At 63.4% G+C, this 19,025-nt stretch carries 18 protein-coding genes and 1 riboswitch; of the genes, 9 read left to right on the top strand and 9 right to left on the bottom strand.

Features of this window, described 5'->3' with window-relative positions; genetic code table 11:
- Nucleotides 1-235: 235 nt before the first annotated feature.
- Both AC0L25_RS10845 and AC0L25_RS10840 read right to left on the bottom strand, forming a co-directional pair.
- Nucleotides 236-1,525 carry an ABC transporter substrate-binding protein gene (locus AC0L25_RS10845; RefSeq protein WP_473595478.1) on the bottom strand — a complete coding sequence of 430 codons (1,290 nt, stop codon included), beginning with the start codon at nt 1,523-1,525 and terminating at the stop codon, nt 236-238.
- A gap of 33 nt (nt 1,526-1,558) precedes the next feature.
- On the bottom strand, nt 1,559-2,647 hold the full coding sequence (locus AC0L25_RS10840) for an ABC transporter ATP-binding protein (RefSeq protein WP_473595477.1): 1,089 nt from the start codon (nt 2,645-2,647) through the stop codon (nt 1,559-1,561).
- Between the two features lie 262 nt (nt 2,648-2,909).
- On the opposite strand from AC0L25_RS10840, the gene AC0L25_RS10835 reads away from it, so the two are divergent.
- Complete coding sequence (locus AC0L25_RS10835) at nt 2,910-3,623, top strand: GntR family transcriptional regulator (protein ID WP_473595476.1); 714 nt, start codon at nt 2,910-2,912, stop codon at nt 3,621-3,623.
- 167 nt (nt 3,624-3,790) lie between these two features.
- On the opposite strand, the gene AC0L25_RS10830 is transcribed toward AC0L25_RS10835, so the two are convergent.
- From AC0L25_RS10830 to AC0L25_RS10800, 7 genes are all read right to left on the bottom strand, one after another.
- The gene (locus AC0L25_RS10830) at nt 3,791-4,375 is read right to left on the bottom strand and encodes a HupE/UreJ family protein (RefSeq protein ID WP_473595475.1); all 585 of its coding nucleotides are present in this window, start codon (nt 4,373-4,375) and stop codon (nt 3,791-3,793) included.
- Nucleotides 4,376-4,412: 37 nt separating this feature from the next.
- The gene (locus tag AC0L25_RS10825; RefSeq protein ID WP_473595474.1) at nt 4,413-4,946 is read right to left on the bottom strand and encodes a hypothetical protein; all 534 of its coding nucleotides are present in this window, start codon (nt 4,944-4,946) and stop codon (nt 4,413-4,415) included.
- Nucleotides 4,947-4,948: 2 nt separating this feature from the next.
- Nucleotides 4,949-6,157: an agmatinase family protein gene (locus AC0L25_RS10820; protein WP_473527462.1), complete on the bottom strand. Its 1,209-nt coding sequence runs from the start codon at nt 6,155-6,157 to the stop codon at nt 4,949-4,951.
- 12 nt (nt 6,158-6,169) lie between these two features.
- Nucleotides 6,170-6,979 carry an ATP-binding cassette domain-containing protein gene (locus AC0L25_RS10815; protein ID WP_473595473.1) on the bottom strand — a complete coding sequence of 270 codons (810 nt, stop codon included), beginning with the start codon at nt 6,977-6,979 and terminating at the stop codon, nt 6,170-6,172.
- Complete coding sequence (locus tag AC0L25_RS10810; RefSeq protein ID WP_473595472.1) at nt 6,976-7,788, bottom strand: ABC transporter permease; 813 nt, start codon at nt 7,786-7,788, stop codon at nt 6,976-6,978. The genes AC0L25_RS10815 and AC0L25_RS10810 overlap by 4 nt, the downstream gene beginning before the upstream one ends.
- Before the next feature lie 105 nt (nt 7,789-7,893).
- Nucleotides 7,894-8,958 carry a putative urea ABC transporter substrate-binding protein gene (locus AC0L25_RS10805; RefSeq protein WP_473595471.1) on the bottom strand — a complete coding sequence of 355 codons (1,065 nt, stop codon included), beginning with the start codon at nt 8,956-8,958 and terminating at the stop codon, nt 7,894-7,896.
- A 99-nt stretch (nt 8,959-9,057) separates the two neighbouring features.
- Nucleotides 9,058-9,172, bottom strand: a riboswitch (guanidine-I (ykkC/yxkD leader).
- A gap of 141 nt (nt 9,173-9,313) precedes the next feature.
- Nucleotides 9,314-10,000 carry a GntR family transcriptional regulator gene (locus AC0L25_RS10800; RefSeq protein WP_473595470.1) on the bottom strand — a complete coding sequence of 229 codons (687 nt, stop codon included), beginning with the start codon at nt 9,998-10,000 and terminating at the stop codon, nt 9,314-9,316.
- Nucleotides 10,001-10,291: 291 nt separating this feature from the next.
- On the opposite strand from AC0L25_RS10800, the gene AC0L25_RS10795 reads away from it, so the two are divergent.
- The 8 genes from AC0L25_RS10795 to atzF are packed head-to-tail and all read left to right on the top strand — an operon-like array spanning nt 10,292 to nt 18,614.
- Complete coding sequence (locus AC0L25_RS10795; RefSeq protein WP_473595469.1) at nt 10,292-11,419, top strand: BMP family ABC transporter substrate-binding protein; 1,128 nt, start codon at nt 10,292-10,294, stop codon at nt 11,417-11,419.
- A gap of 23 nt (nt 11,420-11,442) precedes the next feature.
- Nucleotides 11,443-12,585: an ABC transporter permease gene (locus AC0L25_RS10790; RefSeq protein ID WP_473595468.1), complete on the top strand. Its 1,143-nt coding sequence runs from the start codon at nt 11,443-11,445 to the stop codon at nt 12,583-12,585.
- Nucleotides 12,585-13,511, top strand: a complete 927-nt coding sequence (locus AC0L25_RS10785; protein WP_473595467.1) for an ABC transporter permease — start codon at nt 12,585-12,587, stop codon at nt 13,509-13,511. The genes AC0L25_RS10790 and AC0L25_RS10785 overlap by 1 nt, the downstream gene beginning before the upstream one ends.
- 25 nt (nt 13,512-13,536) lie before the next feature.
- Entirely contained in the window at nt 13,537-14,238 is a 702-nt protein-coding gene (gene biuH / locus AC0L25_RS10780) for a biuret amidohydrolase (protein WP_065007121.1), read from the top strand.
- Nucleotides 14,239-14,247: 9 nt separating this feature from the next.
- A complete protein-coding gene (locus AC0L25_RS10775; RefSeq protein ID WP_473595466.1) occupies nt 14,248-15,777 on the top strand; it encodes an ABC transporter ATP-binding protein in 1,530 nt (509 codons plus the stop codon).
- Nucleotides 15,777-16,445 carry a cysteine hydrolase family protein gene (locus tag AC0L25_RS10770; protein WP_473595465.1) on the top strand — a complete coding sequence of 223 codons (669 nt, stop codon included), beginning with the start codon at nt 15,777-15,779 and terminating at the stop codon, nt 16,443-16,445. The genes AC0L25_RS10775 and AC0L25_RS10770 overlap by 1 nt, the downstream gene beginning before the upstream one ends.
- Nucleotides 16,438-16,788, top strand: coding sequence for a cupin domain-containing protein (locus AC0L25_RS10765; protein ID WP_473595464.1), 351 nt, complete (start codon nt 16,438-16,440; stop codon nt 16,786-16,788). The genes AC0L25_RS10770 and AC0L25_RS10765 overlap by 8 nt, the downstream gene beginning before the upstream one ends.
- The gene (gene atzF / locus AC0L25_RS10760; protein ID WP_473595463.1) at nt 16,785-18,614 is read left to right on the top strand and encodes an allophanate hydrolase; all 1,830 of its coding nucleotides are present in this window, start codon (nt 16,785-16,787) and stop codon (nt 18,612-18,614) included. Before AC0L25_RS10765 ends, atzF begins: the two co-directional genes overlap by 4 nt.
- Nucleotides 18,615-19,025 lie beyond the last annotated feature (411 nt).

Genomic DNA, 19,025 nt, shown 5'->3' with positions numbered 1-19,025 from the left:
ACTTAACGTGAGTGGATTGTTCGAGCGCTACGGTCATCAACATCTCGGTCTAGGTCGGCGACGCGAATGAGGCTGCGTTCCCTTCTCCCCCTGTGGGAGAAGGTGGCCGAGCGAAGCTCGGTCGGATGAGGGGTGCTCCAGCTTGGCCCGACGTCGATCCGTCCAACACCCCTCAACCGTCTTGGCGCTACGCGCCAATCCACCTTCTCCCATGGGAGAAGGGGAAGAGGCTGCACTACGCAGCGATGAATTCGTTCCAGCGCCTCACCATGTAGCGGTCCTCGTCCATGACCGAGTTCCAGCAGGCGACCTTGCCCATGCGCTCGACGAAGGAGCCGCCGTCGCGCACGGCGCCCGCCTTTTCCATGACCTTGCCGTCCGGCGCCATGATATCGCCCTTGGCCGGCTTGCCGTCGACCCAGTAGCCCCATTCGTCCTCGGACATGAACTGCTTGGCCGTGTCCATGGCGGCCGAGTAGTAGCCCTGGCGGTTGAGATAGGCGCCGACCCAGCCGGACAGGTACCAGTTGATGTATTCGTAGGCGGCGTCGAGCTCGGCGCCCTTGAGGTGCGCTGCCAGGCCGAGGCCGCCGCCCCACGAGCGATAGCCTTCCTTGAGCGGCTGGTATTTGCAGGCGATGCCCTTGGAGCGGACCGCCGCGACCGCCGGCGACCACATCGACTGGATGACCACTTCGCCTGAAGCCATCAAATTGACGCTCTCGTCGAACGATTTCCAGAACGCCCGGAACTGGCCGTCCTGCTTGGCCTTGATCAGGAAGTCGATCGTCTTGTCGATCTCCTCCTTGGTCATGTTGCCCTTGTCGGCATATTTGATGTTGCCCATGGCTTCCATGATCATCGCCGCATCCATGATGCCGATCGACTTGATATTGAGGATGGCGGCCTTGCCCTTGAAGGCCGGATCCATGATGTCGGCCCAGGTGGTGATGTCGCGGCCGACAAGATCGGGGCGGATGCCGAGCGTATCGGCATTGTAGATGGTCGGAACCATCGTCATCCACTGGGTCGGCTCCTTGGCGAAGGTCTTGGCGTCCTGCGCCTCGACGAAGCCGACCGTGTGCGGCGCGGTGCCCTGGGCGATAACGCTGTCAGGCGTCAGCTTGCCGGTGATGAAGAGCGGTACGATCTTGTCGTAATATTTCAGCTTCTTGACATCCATCGGCTGCATCACGCCGGACGGATACACCTTCTTGGCGATCCAGTATTCGATGTCGGCAATATCGTAGCTGTCCGGCTGGGTCACCGCGCGCTGGGCGGCGGCATCGGAATCGGTCGCCGTCATCTCCAGCGTGATGCCGAGATCGGCCTTGCACTTGTCGGCAATGGCGTTGAGGTTCGACACGCCGGTGCCGAATTGGCGCAGCGTGATCGGGTTCTGCGCCCAGATCGTCGGGAACCCGGTGATGACGCCGGAGCCGGCGGCAAAACCAACGGCGGCGGCACCTGTCTTGAGCAGCGAGCGGCGGGAAATTCCTGTCTTCTTGTCGGTGGTGTTGGTCATGTCAGTTCCCCTGTTTTGATTGGTTGTTCTGGTTCAGGAATCGAGACGGCCAAGGACGATCGCGTCCTCGGCGTCCCAGGCGATCGGCACGGCGTCGCCGACGGCCACCGGCTTGGCAAAGAAGCTGGTATCGTCGACGATCACCGTAAAATCCTCGATGCCGGCGCCATTGACCGAGAGCTTCACGGTCGAGCCGCGGTATTCGATATTGGAGACGAGGCCGGCGAAACCCAGCCCGGTGGCCGACGGGTCGCCGATCCGCACATGGTCGGTGCGAATGGCGATATCGATCGGCTCGCCGATCGCCCTGCCCTGCCCGCTGGCCGCAAGCGAGGCGCCACCGGGCACATCGAAGACAACCATGCCGTCGCGGCTGCCGCTCACCCGGCCGGAGACGACGTTGTGATCGCCCATGAAACGGGCGACGAACGCGGTGGCCGGCCGCTCGAAGACGGTGCGCGGATGCGCCGCCTGCTCGATGCGGCCATCATTCATGACCACGATCAGGTCGGCGAGCGCCATTGCCTCCTCCTGGCTGTGGGTGACGTGGACGAAGGTGATGCCGAGCGACGTCTGCAGCTTCTTCAGTTCCGCCCGCATCCGGATCTTCAGGAACGGATCGAGTGCTGAGAGCGGTTCGTCGAGCAGAAGCGCTTCGGGGTCGGTGATCAGCGCGCGGGCCAGAGCGACGCGCTGCTGCTGTCCGCCCGAAAGCTGCGCCGGGCGGCGGCCGCCATAGGCTTCCATCTGCATCAGCTTCAGCATGACGAGCGCCTTGGCGCGGCGCTCCTCCTTGCCGACACCCCTCATCTTGAGGCTGAACGCAACATTGTCGATCAGGTCGAGATGCGGAAACAGCGCGTAAGACTGGAACATCATGGCGGTGCCGCGCCTGGCCGGCGGCAGGTCGGTGATCACTGTGTTGCCGAGGCGCACGTCGCCGCTCGATAAGCGCTCGTGTCCGGCAATCATGCGCAGCGTCGACGTCTTGCCGCAGCCGGACGGCCCGAGCAGGCAGCAATAGGTTCCCGCCGGAATTTTCAGGCTGACGTCTTCGACGGCAGTCGTAGCGCCATAGATCTTCGAAACGGACACGATGTCGATTTCGGCGGCTTTGGACATCCAGCTTCCTTCTCTAAATCAACTTAAGCAACGCATCATGCATGCCAATTGCCCTGCATGGGCCTCAAACGGCTGATTTTTTTGGGTAAATCGGGACTGCATCCGGCCGCCCGCCGAAACGGTCCGCTTGTGCTATGCACAAATTATAGGCGATAGCCGGCGATCCTCGCAAAAATCGTATGCAATCTTTTCTGGCATCGTATTCACTTTGGCCCTCTGCAACCGACCCGATTCACGGTAGAAAGGTGCAGGGACTACCATCATGAATATAGCCGACCAGACTTTCCCTGCAGTCGACAGTGCCAACGAGGATCGCGCCCAGGCGATCCGCGACCAGTTGCGCGATGCGATCGTCGATCGCCGGCTGGCGCCCGGAACCAAGCTGTCGGAAGGCGAGGTCGGCACTTTATTCGATGTCAGCCGCACCGTGGCGCGCGCGGCACTGCAGATGCTCTCCTTCGAAGGCCTGGTTCGGACCGAGCGCAATCGCGGCGCCTTCGTCGCCAATCCGTCGCCGGAGGAAGCGCGTCAGGTCTTTGCTTCGCGCCGGCTGATCGAGCCCGGCATCGCGATTGCCGCGGCCGGGCGGATGACGCCAGACCATGTCGCTGCCTTCAAGGCTCAGCTCGATGAAGAGGGCCGCTTCATTGCCGAACGCGGACCAAATGCAAGACGGTCGGAAATCAAAGCTTCGGGCGATTTTCACCTGCTGCTGGCTTCGGTTGCCGGAAACACCATCCTCCAGCGCTTCATGGAAGAACTAGTGGCGCGGTCATCGCTGGTGATCGCGCTCTATGGCCGCTCGGGCGTCTCGAGCTGCGGTCATAGCGAGCACATGACTATCCTGGAGGCGCTGGAAAATGGCAATTCCGAACGCGCCAGCGCGCTGATGCTGCATCACATCGACCATATCGAGGCCGACCTCGATCTGCGCATCAGGAGCGGTCCGGCGCTCAGGCAAGCGCTCGAATTCTGACGCTCATTTCGACCGGAGGGACGCGAAACCGCGCCCCTCAAAGCCGCTCGGCCCGGATTTTCAGGATCTGGTACAGCATGTCGCGAATGCGCCGCAGCCCCATCGACCATTTTTGGCTCATCTGCATTCCAGTTCTGTTTGCCGACTGCCTGCGTTGATCGCCTCACTCAGAAGGTCTGTGCCGCCATGGCCATTCCAACCAGCGAGGTAGCGAGCCCCGCGGTGCGGACCGTCATCGGCCAACCGGCGAGCTTGAAGACGGACAACACCCCGATCGCATGCAGCATCGATGTGCCGAGCACGAAGCCCGCAGCGTAAGAGATGCCGCTGGCGCTCTCGGGGATCTCAAGGCCGTGGGCGTTGCCGTGAAAGAGGCCGAACAGGGCCGTCAACGCCGCGGCGGCGGCCAGCGGCAGCGGCTTGGCAAGACCGACCATGGCGCCAAAGACCACCAGCGACAGCGCGATGCCGGTTTCAAGGGAAGGCAGGCCGATGCCGGTCATGCCGAGCAAGGCTCCGGCGACCATGGCCGAGACGAAGAACAGCGGCACAAGGACAAAGCTGCGGCCACCGGAGCGGGCGCCAATCATGCCGACCGCGATCATGGCCAGCAGATGGTCCATGCCGAAGAGCGGATGTCCGAGGCCGGCGAAAAAGCCGTGGACGTGAGCGCCGCCGCTATGCGCAAACGCCAGCGTCGGTGTGAGTGCGGCGAGAGCCGAAAGGGTGCCAAGTCTAGCCAATGTTTTCATGGTTGTACCTGTCCGATGAGAGTGACGGGATCTGGTTTCATTGTCCGGGAACGGTGAATTGCGAAGCGGCGGAACGGTCCGCAAGGGCGCGCGCCGCGGCGAAGCCGAGCGGCTTTTGCTCATTGCCATCGTGATAGATGAAGGCGAGGCGGCGGCGGTGCGATGTCAAGCGCGCCGGCAGCGGGTGATAGGCGACGCCGGTGCCGCCGACGAGCGGCATGACCGCGCCGACGTCGACCAGATCCTCGGTCTCGACGCGAAGCAGATGAAGCCGCACGCCGTCCGCCCTCTCGCCGACAAACGGTATGCCGGCCAGACGTAGAAAGCTGGACGGGTCCGGCGCCCGCGCAAAGCCTTCAAGGAACGCGGTTTCAACAAGATCGAGGTCGACCGTCGCTGGATCAACCGGCGGTTCGTGAGCCTGGTCCGGCAGATGCGGCGTCTGCCATTGCAGCGGCTTGCCCGCGGGCCCGTTGTGCCCAAGGGCTTGCGGATGGTCATGATGACCATTCGGCCCGTGATGATGATGGCCATCGCCATGATCGTGACTGTGGTGGTGATCGTCATGCATGGTCAAAAACTCACCGGTTTGTCGATGATCGATTTATGTTTGCCGAGATTGCCGTGGGCGACCATCGAGCCGAGCGCCTCGACGACGACGCGCACGCCGAACAGCGCCGTAATGTCCGACGTGTCGTAGGGCGGCGAAACCTCGACCACCTCCAGCCCGCAAATGCCGGGCGCCGTCACCAATCCCAGAAGCTTGAGCGCCTCGCGCGGCAGGAAGCCGCCCGGCTCGGGCCAGCCCGTGCCGGGCACGAAACCGCAATCGAGGCTGTCGACGTCGAAGGAGATGTAGACGGCGTCGGTGTCTTTCCACGCGAGTTCGAGCGCGATTTCCGCCGCCTTCTCAAGTCCCATCTGCTCGATATCGGCAATGGTGAGCACGTTGGTGCCGCGCTTCCTCGCCTCGGCGACGCCGTAGCGGGGAACCTGCCAGCCGCCGATGCCGAGCTGCACGAGATTGGTCGCCGAGACGTTCGGCAGGTTGGTCGCCCAATACCAGGGCGTGGTGTGCATGCGCTCGTCGAGATCCTTTTCCTGGATGTCGATATGGCGGTCGAAATGGATGATGCCGATGCGTTTCGAGGTCACGTCGGCAATGCCGCGCACGCAGGGAAATCCGATCGAATGGTCGCCGCCCAGCATGATCGGCAGCGCGCCGGACGAGGCGACATGGCTGACGCCCTTGGTGATCTGGTCGAAGCTCTTTTCGAGGTTGGCGGGAATGGTGAAGACGTCGCCGGCGTCGCACAGCGTCATCTGCTCGCGCAGATCGACGCCGAGCTCGTAATTGTACGGCGTGTAGAGCGCCGAGATGCGACGAATGCCTTGCGGGCCGAAGCGGGTTCCCGGCCGGTAGGTGGTGCCACTGTCGAAAGGAATGCCGATGACGGCAGCATCATATTTGCCGACATCGCGGACATTCTCGACATAGGGCGCCTTGAGAAAGGTATTGATGCCGGCGAAATGCGGCAGCTCGCCGCGCGCGAATGTCGGGATGGACTTGTCGACGATCGACTCCGATCCCGGCAGGCCCATGTCGAGCGCCCATTGCTGCTCCTTGCGCCAGCCGCTTTCCGGCAACTTGCCCTCGGCCTCGATCGACTTCCAACCCTGCGTTCCGCGGGCGTCGAAATCCGGATGGTGGAAACGTTCCCTGGGCTCCCGGGCGACAAGCCCTGCCCGGCGGTGGCTGCGTTCGGGGATATTTCTGGACATTCACGGTCTCCGTTACGACGCCGTCGTCGCCATTGCTTTATCCGGCCGGGTCGTCCCGACCATTGCGGCCACCTTGGCCAAGTGATGAGAGGAAGCCCGAGTCTTGCGATCGAGCTTCAGATCGTAGGTGATCGTCGCGCCGTAAGCCGACGGGAACTGCGGATCGTGGCGCACCTTGTCGAAGACCAGCACGCGGGTGCCGAGCTTGAAGGCCTCGCCGATATCGTGGGTGACCATCACCACCGTCATGCCGTGCTCGGTCCACAACTCCGTCAGCAGTTCGTGCATCTCGACGCGGATGCCCGGATCGAGCGCACCGAACGGCTCGTCGAGAAGCAGGATCTGCGGTCGGCCGAGCAAGGTCTGCGCAATCGCCAGCCGCTGCTGCATGCCGCCGGAGAGCGAGGCGGGATAGAGGTCGCGCGTATGGGCGAGCCCGACCCGCGCCAGCATGGCCTCGGCCTCTTGCCTGGCCTTTGCACGCCTGGCGCCGAAGACGCGGCCAAACGGCCCGCCCGAGCGAAAGTCTTCGACCAGCAGCAGGTTTTGGACGGCGGTCAGATGCGGAAACACCGAATAGCGCTGAAAGACAATGCCGCGCTGGGGCGTCGGCTCGGGCACGATCGGGCCGTCGCCGACGATGACGACACCACTGCTCTGCTGCTCCTGACCGAGCAGGATGCGCAGGAACGTCGATTTTCCGCAGCCGCTGGCGCCCACCAGCGACAGGAATTCGCCGGCCTCGGCGGTGACGTTGACCCGCTCGAGCACGCGGGCATCGCCATAGCTCTTTTCCAGCCCGTGAACGACGATGCGGCTCATCTGGCCTCCACCGGATGCGCCCAAGGGGACATTGCCCGCGACAGCCGCACCAGCAGCCAGTCGGTGATCACGGCAAGCAGGGTTATCCAGGCGACATAGGGCAGGATGACGTCCATCGAGAGATAGCGGCGAACGAGGAAGATGCGGTAACCCAGCCCTTCGGTCGAGGCGATGGCTTCGGCCGCGATCAGGAACAGCCAGGCCGGCCCGAGCGCCAGCCGCACGCAAGTGATCAGGCGCGGCATGATCTGCGGCAGCACCAGCCGCAAGACCATGGTCCAGCTGTTGCCGCCAAGCGTTTGCGCCTTGGCCACCAGTTCTGGTGGCAACTCCGTCACCCGATTGGCGATGTCGCGCACCATCACCGGCGCGACGCCGACGGCGATCAGCGTGATCTTGGCCGTTTCGCCGAGGCCGAGCGCGATGAACAGGATCGGCAGCAGCGCCAGCGGAGGGATGACGCAAACGACGGTGACGAACGGCAGCAGGAACGCCCGCACCCGCGGGATGAAGCCGATGGCAATGCCGAGCGAAAGCGCGGCGACCGTGGCAACGCCCACGCCCGCGAGCAGCCTGAGGAGACTGGCATAGGTGTCGACCCAAAGGATGAGGTCGCCCGAGCGCTTGTCCGGCACCGTGGCAAGGTCAAGGAAGGCCGACCACATCTGTACCGGCGAAGGCAGCAGCTTGTCGCTGGGATTGACCGCCAGTCGTTGCGCCGAAGCGATCAGATAGGCGATCGCCGCGAACAGGAACGGCAAGCCGCCGAGGAACAAGGCGCCGCCGCGCGAAACCTTCGCATTGATCATGCGAAGGCGCACCCTCGGCTTTGGCCGGGAAGGGCGCGTGGTGCCCTCACCGCCCGTCGCGGAGGCTTCATCCCTGGCACTCATTCCCTTGGCCAGCATGTCGGGTCAGGGCGTCGCGGCGGCCGCCTCGGCCATGAAGGCTGGATCGAAACGCAGCTTGACGTTGTTGGCGTCGCCCAGCGTCGATCCGTCGGCAAAGCTCATGCCGACGACGTCGACACTCGTCGCATTGGTGCCGAGGATGCCGTGGCTGAACAGGAAGTTGCGGACCAGATCCATGGTCTTCGGCAATTCGGCGCCTTCGGTAAACTCGACCGCCTTGGCGGGGTCGTAGAACATTGCCGTCGAGGCAAGCTGCGCGTCGAAGCCGGCGAGGTCGGTGCCGGACGCCTTGGCCATCTCCTCCTTGGCTGCCTTGCCTTCCGGCGTGTCGGAGGTCATCAGGTCCATCACCTCGTACCACGCACCGACAAGCGTCTTGCCCAATGCCGGATTATCCTTCAGCGTCTCGGTGTTGACGACCATCATGTCGATGATCTCACCGGGAACCTGCGCAGAATCGAAAACCTTGTGCGCACCCGGCATGGCGACGATCTCGGAAACCAGCGGGTTCCAGGTAACGACCGAGGTGACGTCGCTGGTGCCGTAGGCGGCGACCATGTCTGCGTCGGACGTGTTGACGACGGTGATGTCCTTCTCGGCGAGCTTGACCGTGTCCAGCGCCCGCGCCAGCAGATAATGCGAGACGGAGAGCTCGACGAGATTGACCTTCTGACCGGCAATGTCGGCGAGCGCTGCCTTGTCCTTGAGGATCACCGCATCATTGCCGTTGGAGAAGTCGCCGATTATCAAGGCGGTGGTGTCGACGCCGCCGCCAGCGGGGATCGACAGCGCGTCCATGTTGGTCATCGAACAGCCGTCGAAACCGCCGGCGGTGTACTGGTTGATGCTTTCGACATAGTCGTTGATGCGGGTGATCTCGACATTGATGCCGTTCTTGTCTGCCCATTTCTTCATGATGCCGCTGTCGGAGAGATAGCCCCACGGCATCCAGCCGACATAGATCGACCAGCATATCTTGAAGTCTTTCTTGGGCGCCGCGTCGGCGGCGGAAACGATGGGAAGGATGAGTGATGCGGCTAGGATGATTGCGGCCAGCTTGCGATGCATTGCGTACCCCTGTTCGCGGTCCGGATTGCGACCGGACTTAATGTTGGGGTTTGCGAGCGCGCATCCGGGAGAGGTTCGCGCCAGCAAACCCGTGCAGGGTTCTCCCGGGATTTTGGCCCGCCGTGTTCCGCCGGATGCCTCAGTGCATCCCTGGCGGTCGCATCTCTTGGACCAGCACCGCTGTGTTGCGGCCGGAACCCTAGACGCTCTGCACATCACCAACGAAGCAAGGAGCATGCCAATGCCGAACAGGCCAAAAAGGCCGGCATTTGCGGACTGCGCGGCTTCGAGCGTGCGCACGAGTGACGCGAAAATCATCGCATCGCCGACGGATTGGGCAGTTTTTGCCTGATTGCTAGGAAGACACTTCGATCGAACCCGCCGCCGGTTCCACCGGGTCAACCGCGGCAAAAACGGCGCTCGCCTCGCTGACGATGGAAACGTGATCCTTGGCTGCATGTCCTGCGGCAGCGCCGTCGCCGCGCATGATCGCGGTAACGATGACGTCATGCTCCTGCCAGGATTTGGCCAGGCGGCCCGGCAGCATGAATTGCGCGCGCCGGAACGGCGCCAGCCGGCTGCGCGTCATGACGGTCAGTTCATGGATGTGCTTGCTGTGCGCGCCGCGATAGAGCCGGGTGTGGAACTCGGTGTTGAAATACTCGTAGTCCTCCTCCGCACCCAGTTGCACGAGGCGCGCCGATGCCTGGTGCTCGATCTCGAGCGTGCGGCGTTCGCCGGCGGTCATGCGCTCGGCCGAGAACCGCGCGCAGATCGCTTCAAGCTCGGCCATGCTCTCGAACATCGAGGCGAGATGCTCCTGCGTCACCACGGCGACGGTGGCGCCACGGTTGGGCCGCCTTTCAACCAGCCCCATGGCGCTCAGCCGGCCAAGCGCCTCCCTGACGGGGGTGCGCGACACGTCGAAGCGGGCAGCGAGCGAGGCCTCGTCGAGCTTTTCGCCGGGGCGCAGGAAGCCGGTGACGATCCGGTCGCCGATCGCCCTCACCATCTGATCGACGGTCGTGCCCGACCTGATCAAGCTGCGCTTCCCCGACAATTCTTCTCCGTCAGTCTTTTGCAGAGTCGAGTGGCTCGCCGGAAGTTTCGACTCGGACGCGTCCTCTATGCCTTTATTTTAATCTAGATGTCAAACTGGCTAATTGAAAGGCAAAAAGTGTATGCAATTGCCTCTCACTTGAGCACGGTAAATCGGCACTCCAACTGATTTCATTAGATAAATTTTGTCTTTTGAACTGGCACAGCGATTGCATTCACTTTTACGAGAAGGGAATCAATCGACCTGGAAAAGGGTCCAACAGGGAGCATCCACATGACCGAGAGTTTCATGCTTAGCCGCCGCGAACTGCTCAAGACCTCCGCCGCCGGAGCAGCGCTCGGTCTGGCCTCGGCGTCATTCCCGATCAGCAGGGCGTTCGCCGCCGCAGTCACTGTCGGCTTCATCTATGTCGGACCAAAGGACGACTACGGCTATAACCAGGCACAAGCCGAGGGTGCCGCCACATTGAAGGCCATCGAGGGCATCTCCGTGGTCGAGGAGGAGAACGTGCCCGAGACGGTCGATGTCCAGAAGACGATGGAATCGATGATCAACCTCGACGGCGCCTCGCTGATCTTCCCGACCTCGTTCGGCTATTTCGATCCGCACATGCTGGCCATGTGCGCCAAATTCCCCGACGTGCAGTTCCGCCATTGCGGCGGCATGTGGAATAAGGACAAGCATCCGATGAATGCCGGTTCCTATTTCGGCTATATCGGCATGGGCCAGTATCTCAATGGCGTCGCGGCCGGCCACGCCACCAAGACCAAGAAGCTCGGCTTCGTCGCGGCAAAACCTATTCCGCAGGTCCTGCTCAACATCAATTCCTTCCTGCTTGGCGCACGCTCGGTCGACCCGGCCATCACCTGCCAGGTGATCTTCACCGGCGAATGGTCGCTGGCGGTCAAGGAGGCGGAAGCCACCAATGCACTGGTCGATCAGGGTGCCGACGTCATCACCTGCCATGTCGACAGCCCGAAAGTGGTGGTCGAAACGGCGGCGGGACGCCGCGCCTTCATCTGCGGCTATCATGCCAATCAGAGCCCGCTGGCGCCCGAAAAATATCTGACCGGCGCGGAATGGAACTGGGCGAAGGTCTACAAGTTGTTCGTCGACGACCTCATGGCCGGCAAGCCGCTGCCCAATTTCACGCGCGGCGGACTGGCCGACGGCTTCGTCAAGATGAGCCCGCTCGGCCCCGCCGTCAGCGAGGCGGCGCGCGCACAGTTCGACGGCACGCTCGCCGAAATGATGAAGGGCGGCTTTTCCGTCATCAAGGGGCCGTTGAAGAACAACAAGGGCGACGTCGTCGCAACCGAGGGCCAGACCTTCGTCGAGGCCGCTATCGAGCTGGAAAGCATGGACTATCTCGTCGAGGGTGTCTTCGGCTCGACCGCTTGAGCATGGATCGGGAGACGGGGGCCATGGCAGACACGGTGAGCAGTGCGGGGGTACCGGTGACGCTCGGCGCACGGGGCTACACGACGGCGCTCGAATGGATTGCCCGGCGGGCGGAAGCCTTCGTCATTCCGCTCGCGGCGCTGATCGTCGGCATGGCCCTGTTCAGCCTGTTCATCGCGCTGGTCGGCAAATCGCCGGCGCAGCTCTATGAAACGATGTGGCGCGGCGGCTTCGGCTCGTGGTTCTCGGTCCAGAACTCGCTGTCGCGGGCCGCACCCTTGCTGCTTGCGGCGCTCTGCGTGGCATTGCCGGCCCGGCTCGGCCTTGTCGTCATCGGCGGTGAAGGCGCGATCGTGCTGGGCGGTGTTGCCGCCGCTGCGATGGGCGTGGCCACCAGCGGCGCCCCCGCCTTTTTCGTTATTCTTGCCATGGGCGTGGCGGGCCTGACCGCCGGCGGCATCTGGATCGGTGCCGTCGGCGCGCTACGCCACTACCGCGCCGTCAACGAAACCATATCGAGCCTTTTGATGGCCTATATCGCCATCGCCCTGATGAACCATCTGGTGGAAGGACCGCTGCGCGATCCCGCCTCGCTCAACAAACCTTCGACCGAGCCGTTGGCTGAGGCCTACCGCATCGGCAACATTCCGGGCATGGACGTGCATTGGGGCCTGGTCATTGGCGTCATCGCCTGCATTCTGTCCTGGCTGCTGATCGAAAAGACTCGCTGGGGCTTCGCCGCCCGCATCGCCGGCGGCAATATCAGGGCAGCCCAGGTGCAGGGACTTGCCGTCGGGCCGCTGATCGTCGGTTTCACCGCGCTGGCCGGCGGCTTCGCCGGCCTTGCCGGCATGCTCGAAGTCGCCGCCGTGCAAGGCAGCGCCAACGCCTCGCTCGCCGCTGGCTATGGGTATACCGGTATCCTGGTCGCCTTCCTCGCCCGCCACAATCCGCTCGGCATCATCCCGGTCGCCTTCCTGCTTGGCGGCATCGACGCCTCCGGCGGGCTGATCCAGCGCCGCATGGACCTGCCCGACGCCACCGTGCTGGTGCTGCAGGGCATGCTCTTCGTCGTCATCCTGTTCAGCGAAACCTTCTACGGCCGCTTCAAGGCCTTCAATCCCGACCTCTGGGAGAGGTCATACCTCTTGAAGGGAACTGCCTGATGGATGCAACCGAGATCGGCCTCTGGGGCGTTCCGCTTGCCATGCTCGGCGGCGCCATCCGGGTGTCGACGCCCTTTATCTTCGTATCGCTGGGGGAAGCCATCACCGAACGTTCCGGGCGCATCAATCTCGGTCTTGAAGGCACACTGGTGTTCGGCGCGATGACCGCCTATGCCGTGGCGGTGATGACCGGCTCGCCATGGCTCGGCCTGCTGGCCGCTGCCGGTGCCGGTCTTTGTTTCGGCCTGTTCCACGGCTGGATCTGCAAATTCCGTGGCGTTAACGACATCGCCATCGGCATTGCCCTGATGCTGTTCGGCTCGGGTCTCGCCTTCTTCTTCGGCAAGCCATTCATCCAGCCCTCGGCGCCCGATCTGCCGGCGATCCCGTTTGGCGGCTGGTCCGATGTCCCGCAGGTGCAGGCGGCGCTCAATGTCAACGTGCTGTTCCTGATCGGCGCAGCACTTGCCGTGTTCCTGTGGTGGGCTTTCCGCAACACCCGCGCCGGTCTGATCCTGCGCGTAGTCGGCGACAGTTCCGACGCGGCGCGCGCCATGGGCCTCAACCCGAATACGGTGCGCCTCATCGCCACCGGCATCGGCGGCGCGCTGGCCGGCATCGGCGGCGCCTATCTGTCGCTCTACTACCCCGGCAGCTGGACCGAAGGCATTTCGTCGGGCCAGGGGCTGATGGCAGTGGCGTTGGTCATCTTTGCGCGCTGGAACCCGCTCGGCTGCTTTGCCGCAGCGCTGCTGTTCGGCGGCGCCGGCGCGCTCGGGCCGGCGCTGCAATCGGTCGGCGTCACGAACGGCTACTATCTGTTCTACGCCGCGCCCTACATTCTCACGCTCGTCATCATGATCGCCACCTCGTCGCCGAGCCGTTCGCTCGCCGGCGCGCCGGGCGAACTGTCGATCACCAAATGACGTTTCCAGACTGGAGTTTTGCTCAATGAACGCCAGGGCCGAAATCACGCAGCGCTACATCGACGCCGATCCCTATCCATGGCCCTACAATGGCGAGCTTCGGCCCGACAACACGGCGCTGATCATCATCGACATGCAGACCGATTTTTGTGGGCCGGGCGGCTATGTCGACCATATGGGCTACGACCTGTCGCTGGTGCGGGCGCCGATCGAGCCGATCAGATCGGTGCTGTCGGCCATGCGGGCGAAAGGCTACACCATCATCCACACGCGCGAGGGCCACCGGCCCGATCTCGCCGACCTGCCGGCCAACAAGCGCTGGCGCTCGCGCCGTATCAATGCCGGCATCGGCGACCCCGGACCCTGCGGGCGCATCCTGGTGCGCGGCGAGCCGGGCTGGGACATCATCCCCGACCTTTATCCGGCCGAAGGCGAGCCGATCATCGACAAGCCGGGAAAGGGCTCGTTCTGCGCCACCGACCTGGAGCTGATCCTCAACCAGCGTGGCATCGAAAACATCGTGCTCACCGGCATCACCACCGATGTCTGCGTGCACACGACGATGCGCGAGGCCAACGACCGCGGCTTCGAATGCGTGATGCTGGAGGATTGCTGCGGGGCGACCGACTACGGCAATCATCTGGCTGCGATCAAGATGATCAAGATGCAGGGCGGCGTATTTGGCGCGGTGTCGAACTCGGCGTCCTTTGTCGCCCAGTTGCCATGAGGTTCGACCATGAGTGACCGCGGCAAAAAAGCAGTCGGCGTCGAGACCATCGGCATGACGAGGCGCTTCGGCGCCTTCACCGCTCTGGACGACGTGTCGATCAAGGTGCCGGCGGGATCGTTCCATGCGTTGCTTGGCGAAAACGGTGCGGGCAAGTCGACGCTGGTCAAATGCATCATGGGCTTTTATCACCCGACCGCCGGCGACATTCTGGTCGACGGCCGCGAGGTCGGGATTGCCAGTCCGAAGGATGCCTCGGCGCTCGGCCTCGGCATGGTCTACCAACATTTTACCCTGGTCCCGTCGCTGACGGGTGCGGAAAACCTGGTCATTTCGCGCGAAAAGGTGCCTGATATCATCGACTGGCGCAAGGAGCGCGCGGCACTTGCCCAATTCATGGAGCGGATGCCGTTCAAGCTGCCGCTCGACGTCAAAGTGGCCGAACTCGCCGCCGGCGAGAAACAGAAGCTCGAAATCATCAAGCAGCTTTATCTCGGGCGCAGTTTCCTGGTGCTGGATGAGCCGACCTCCGTGCTAACCCCCGGCGAGGCGCAGGAAGTGCTCGGCCTCGTGCGCAGCATGACCAGGACCGGCGACCTCACCGTGCTGATGATCTCGCACAAATTCCATGAGGTGACGGCGTTTGCCGACGAGATCACGGTGCTGCGCAAGGGCAGATTGACGGGAACTGGAAAAGTATCGGAGCTGTCTCACAAGCAGATGGCGGCGATGATGATCGGCGGCCAGCCGATTGCCGCGCTCGACAGTCGCGCACCAGTGCCTGTCGGCGCCAGGCAAATCCTGACGGTGAAGGCACTGAAGGCGCCCGACCGCACCGGCCTGAAGACCATCAACATCGGCGAGCTCGATGTGAAATCCGGCGAGATCGTCGGCGTCGCCGGTATCTCCGGCAACGGCCAGAAGGAGTTTTTAGAAGTCCTGGCAGGGCAGCGCACGCGTGATGCCGGCGACGTCCTGGTGAAGGGATCGCCCTACGGCGCCAGCCGCGCCGAGGCCCGCACGCTCAATGTGCGTTTCATCCCGGAGGAACCGTTGCGCAATGCCTGCGCGCCGAGGATGACGGTTGCCGAAAACATGGCATTCCGGACCTTCGACCTCAACGAGGCCGGCAAGCCGATCGCCTGGATCAGTATGAGCGCCATCAGGGACTATGCCGCCCGCCTGGTCGAGCAGTTCAAGGTCAAGACCGCCTCGCTCGCCTCGCCGATTTCATCGCTGTCCGGAGGCAATGTGCAGCGCGCGGTGCTCGCCCGCGAACTGACCGGCGAAGTGGATCTTCTCATCGTCTCCAATCCCTGCTTCGGACTCGATTTCTCCGCCGTCGCCGAAATTCGCGCCCGTATCATGAAGGCGCGCAACGCCGGCGCCGCTGTGCTCTTGATGTCGGAGGACCTCGACGAATTGCTGGAGCTCTCGGATCGCATTTTCGTCATGTCCGACGGGGCGCTGGTCTATGAGACGCCGATCGCACAGGCGAGCGTCCAGACGATCGGCGAACACATGGCCGGACATCATTGATGGCGGAGATCGACGCGCTGCCGTTTCCGTTTGCCTTCAAGCCTGAGGTGATGGCGCTGGTCGTCATCGACATGCAGCGCGATTTCGCCGATCCGGGCGGCTTCGGCGCCGGCCTCGGCAATGACGTCAGCCGGGTGATGGCGATCGTGCCGACGGTCAAGAGGCTTATCGAGGGATTTCGAAAGGCCGGCCTGCCGGTGATCCACACGATGGAATGCCACAGATCAGACCTTTCGGATCTGCCGCCGGCCAAGCGCAATCGCGGCAATCCATCGATCCGGATCGGCGACGCTGGGCCGATGGGCCGTGTGCTGATCGTCGGCGAGCCGGGAACGGCGATCCTCGACGAGCTTGCCCCGCTGCCTGGCGAAATCGTCATCGAAAAACCCGGCAAAGGCGCGTTCTATGCCACCAGCTTCGGTGAGGACCTGAAGCGGCTGGGCGTGCAGCAACTGGTCTTCGCCGGGGTTACGACGGAAGTCTGCGTGCAGACGACGATGCGCGAGGCCAACGACCGCGGCTATGAATGCCTGCTGGCCGAGGATGCGACGGAGAGCTATTTTCCGGAGTTCAAGGCGGCCGCGCTGGCCATGATCAGGGCGCAGGGCGCGATCGTCGGCTGGACGGCGACGGTGGACCAGGTGCTCAAAGGAATTGCCGATGCCTAACATTGCAAATCCGGCTCTCACCGATGGGGGCTGGCGTGATCTGGCATTTGAGCATTTTCGCGACGGCATCACGGTGCATTGGCTGCTCAAGGGCGGACCGGCGGAACCGTCCGTCGCCATCCTGAACTATCGGCCTGGCGCCGGCGTGCCACGCCATCGCCATGTCGCATTGGAAACCATCGTCGTGCTGGAGGGCATACAGAGCGACGAGAATGGCAACTATCCTGCCGGAAGCGTAATCCTGAACCCGGTCGGAACCGAGCATTCGGTGTGGGCGAAAGACGGCTGCGTCGTGCTGATCCAGTGGAATCTGCCGGTGGTCATTCTGGACGAGACGAAATGAGCGACATCCGCTTCGATATCGACAGCCTGCACGCGGCCTATGCCTCCGGCATGTCGGCCGCTACCATTATTGCAACCGTGTTTCAGCGCATAGCGAAAGCGGACGATCCTGGCATCTTCATCCATCTGGCGAGCAAGGCCGAGCTGCTCGCCGGAGCCGAAGCACTCGGCGGATTCGATCCCGTGGCAAAGCCGCTCTGGGGCGTACCGTTCGCGGTCAAGGACAACATCGATGTTGTCGGCATGCCGACCACGGCCGGCTGCGCCGAATATGCCTACTTGCCGGCGAAAGACGCCACCGTCGTGGCGCGTCTGAGGGCGGCCGGCGCGCTGGTCGTCGGAAAAACCAATCTCGACCAATTCGCCACCGGCCTCGTCGGCGTGCGTACACCCTATCCGATCCCAAGAAACGCGATCGATCCGAAACTGGTGCCGGGTGGCTCCTCGTGCGGCTCAGCTGTGGCGACGGCGCGCGGCATCGTCTCATTTGCTCTCGGCACCGACACCGCCGGATCCGGCCGCATTCCCGCCGGCCTCAACAACATCGTCGGGCTGAAGCCCACTGTCGGCGCACTGTCGGCCGCCGGCGTCGTGCCCGCCTGCCGCACGCTCGACTGCGTTTCCGTCTTCGCGCTCACCGTCGGTGATGCCTACAGTGTCTTCACGGCCGCGGCGGCAAAGGACGACGCCGATCCTTATTCGCGCGCTGTTGCGGCGCCGTCACTCGGGCCACGCCCGCCTGTACTGGCCGTCGGTGTTCCGGCAAAGACTGACCGGGAATTTTTTGGCGACGCGGCCATGCAGGCGGGATTCGAAACGGCGCTGCGGGCGCTGGAAAAGCTCGGCTGCCGGCTGATCGAAATCCCGTTCGGCGATTTCTACGCCACCGCCAACCTTCTCTACGAAGGCGCCTGGGTGGCGGAGCGCTATGCGGCGATTGCGGATTTCATGGACGGGAACGAGGCAGCCATGCACCCGGTGACGCGCCAGATCATCGGCGGGGCACGAAAACTTTCCGCAGCGGATGCTTTCAAAGGCCTGTATGCGCTGCAGGCCTACAAGGCCAGGCTCGCGCCGGTCATCGCCTCGGTCGACCTCTTCTGCGTGCCGACGGCGCCGACGCACTATCCGCTGGAGGCTGTTTTGGCCGATCCGATCGTCACCAACAGCCGGCTCGGGACCTACACCAATTTCGTCAATCTGCTCGACATGTGCGGCGTCGCCGTACCGACGGGAAAGCGCGATGACGATCTGCCGATGAGCGTTACTTTGCTTGCCGCCGCTGGCCAGGATGCCCTGACGGCGGCGCTGGCCAGCGAGCTCCATGCAGCCAGCGGTCTCGGCCTTGGCGCGACAGGCTGGGCAAAGCCGGCCTCCCCCGTCAAGAACTTCGACCCTGGTGACGACATGATCGAGCTCGTGGTCGTCGGCGCGCATTTGTCGGGAATGCCGCTCAACGGCCAACTCTGCGCGCTGGGCGCGCGATTGAGCAGAGCCGTCAGGACGGTCGCCTCCTATCAGCTTTATGCGCTCGCGGGCCAGTCCGTGCCGAAGCCGGGGCTCGTGCGTGTTGCCAATGGCACCGGGGCGGCGATCAGTGTCGAGGTTTGGCGGCTTTCAGCAGACGCGTTCGGGCGCTTCGTGGCCGCGATCCCGCCGCCGCTCGGCATCGGCACGATCGAGCTCGATGACGGGACATCGGCCAAGGGCTTTCTGGTCGAGACCGCCGGGTTGTCACGAGCGATCGACATTTCGGCCTATGGTGGTTGGCGCAGCTTCATCGCAAAAGACAGCGGAGAGCGACTGGAAAGCATCCCGGGCGATTGAACGAAAGCCGTTCGCGCCGGCAACGTCAGCGCGACCTCAAATCATAGCAGCGATGCTCGGCGAGCCTGTCACGGCGAATTCCAAGCCATCCGTAAGCGCGCGTGTTCGAAAGTTGCACCGTGAGTGGCAGGCGTCACCAAGCGCTTGCGACCGGCAACATGGCGTCGGCTGTCATGTCACGTCACCTGGCTTTTTCGGTCCCTGCACCCTTCTGCATCTGCCGCCTCCCACGCGACGTAGTGTGGAGGCAGGCGCATATGGATCGCTTACGGCAAAGCCGCAGGATAATGTCCTGAAGGTTCTGCAAAAAGCTTTGGAGAGAGAACAGCCGTTTCTCTGAGGCGAGGGGCGGCCATGGCACGCTGGTGACGTTGCGATCACCGATTCCCGTGGAAGGGGAAGTGCCATGAC

It is taken from the genome of Mesorhizobium sp. WSM4813 (assembly GCF_055811555.1).
The sequence above is the reverse complement of the archived record's forward strand: the minus strand, read 5'-3'. Positions and strand labels throughout refer to the sequence as shown.

Coding starts and splice junctions, on each gene's coding strand:
- AC0L25_RS10835 (WP_473595476.1), top strand. CDS start 2,910: ATGAATATAGCCGACCAGACTTTCCCTGCAGTCGACAGTGCCAACGAG.
- AC0L25_RS10795 (WP_473595469.1), top strand. CDS start 10,292: ATGACCGAGAGTTTCATGCTTAGCCGCCGCGAACTGCTCAAGACCTCC.
- AC0L25_RS10845 (WP_473595478.1), bottom strand. CDS start 1,525: ATGACCAACACCACCGACAAGAAGACAGGAATTTCCCGCCGCTCGCTG.
- AC0L25_RS10770 (WP_473595465.1), top strand. CDS start 15,777: ATGGCGGAGATCGACGCGCTGCCGTTTCCGTTTGCCTTCAAGCCTGAG.
- AC0L25_RS10775 (WP_473595466.1), top strand. CDS start 14,248: ATGAGTGACCGCGGCAAAAAAGCAGTCGGCGTCGAGACCATCGGCATG.
- biuH (WP_065007121.1), top strand. CDS start 13,537: ATGAACGCCAGGGCCGAAATCACGCAGCGCTACATCGACGCCGATCCC.
- AC0L25_RS10815 (WP_473595473.1), bottom strand. CDS start 6,979: ATGAGCCGCATCGTCGTTCACGGGCTGGAAAAGAGCTATGGCGATGCC.
- AC0L25_RS10765 (WP_473595464.1), top strand. CDS start 16,438: ATGCCTAACATTGCAAATCCGGCTCTCACCGATGGGGGCTGGCGTGAT.
- AC0L25_RS10785 (WP_473595467.1), top strand. CDS start 12,585: ATGGATGCAACCGAGATCGGCCTCTGGGGCGTTCCGCTTGCCATGCTC.
- AC0L25_RS10825 (WP_473595474.1), bottom strand. CDS start 4,946: ATGCATGACGATCACCACCACAGTCACGATCATGGCGATGGCCATCAT.
- AC0L25_RS10805 (WP_473595471.1), bottom strand. CDS start 8,958: ATGCATCGCAAGCTGGCCGCAATCATCCTAGCCGCATCACTCATCCTT.
- atzF (WP_473595463.1), top strand. CDS start 16,785: ATGAGCGACATCCGCTTCGATATCGACAGCCTGCACGCGGCCTATGCC.
- AC0L25_RS10840 (WP_473595477.1), bottom strand. CDS start 2,647: ATGTCCAAAGCCGCCGAAATCGACATCGTGTCCGTTTCGAAGATCTAT.
- AC0L25_RS10820 (WP_473527462.1), bottom strand. CDS start 6,157: ATGTCCAGAAATATCCCCGAACGCAGCCACCGCCGGGCAGGGCTTGTC.
- AC0L25_RS10830 (WP_473595475.1), bottom strand. CDS start 4,375: ATGAAAACATTGGCTAGACTTGGCACCCTTTCGGCTCTCGCCGCACTC.
- AC0L25_RS10790 (WP_473595468.1), top strand. CDS start 11,443: ATGGCAGACACGGTGAGCAGTGCGGGGGTACCGGTGACGCTCGGCGCA.
- AC0L25_RS10810 (WP_473595472.1), bottom strand. CDS start 7,788: ATGATCAATGCGAAGGTTTCGCGCGGCGGCGCCTTGTTCCTCGGCGGC.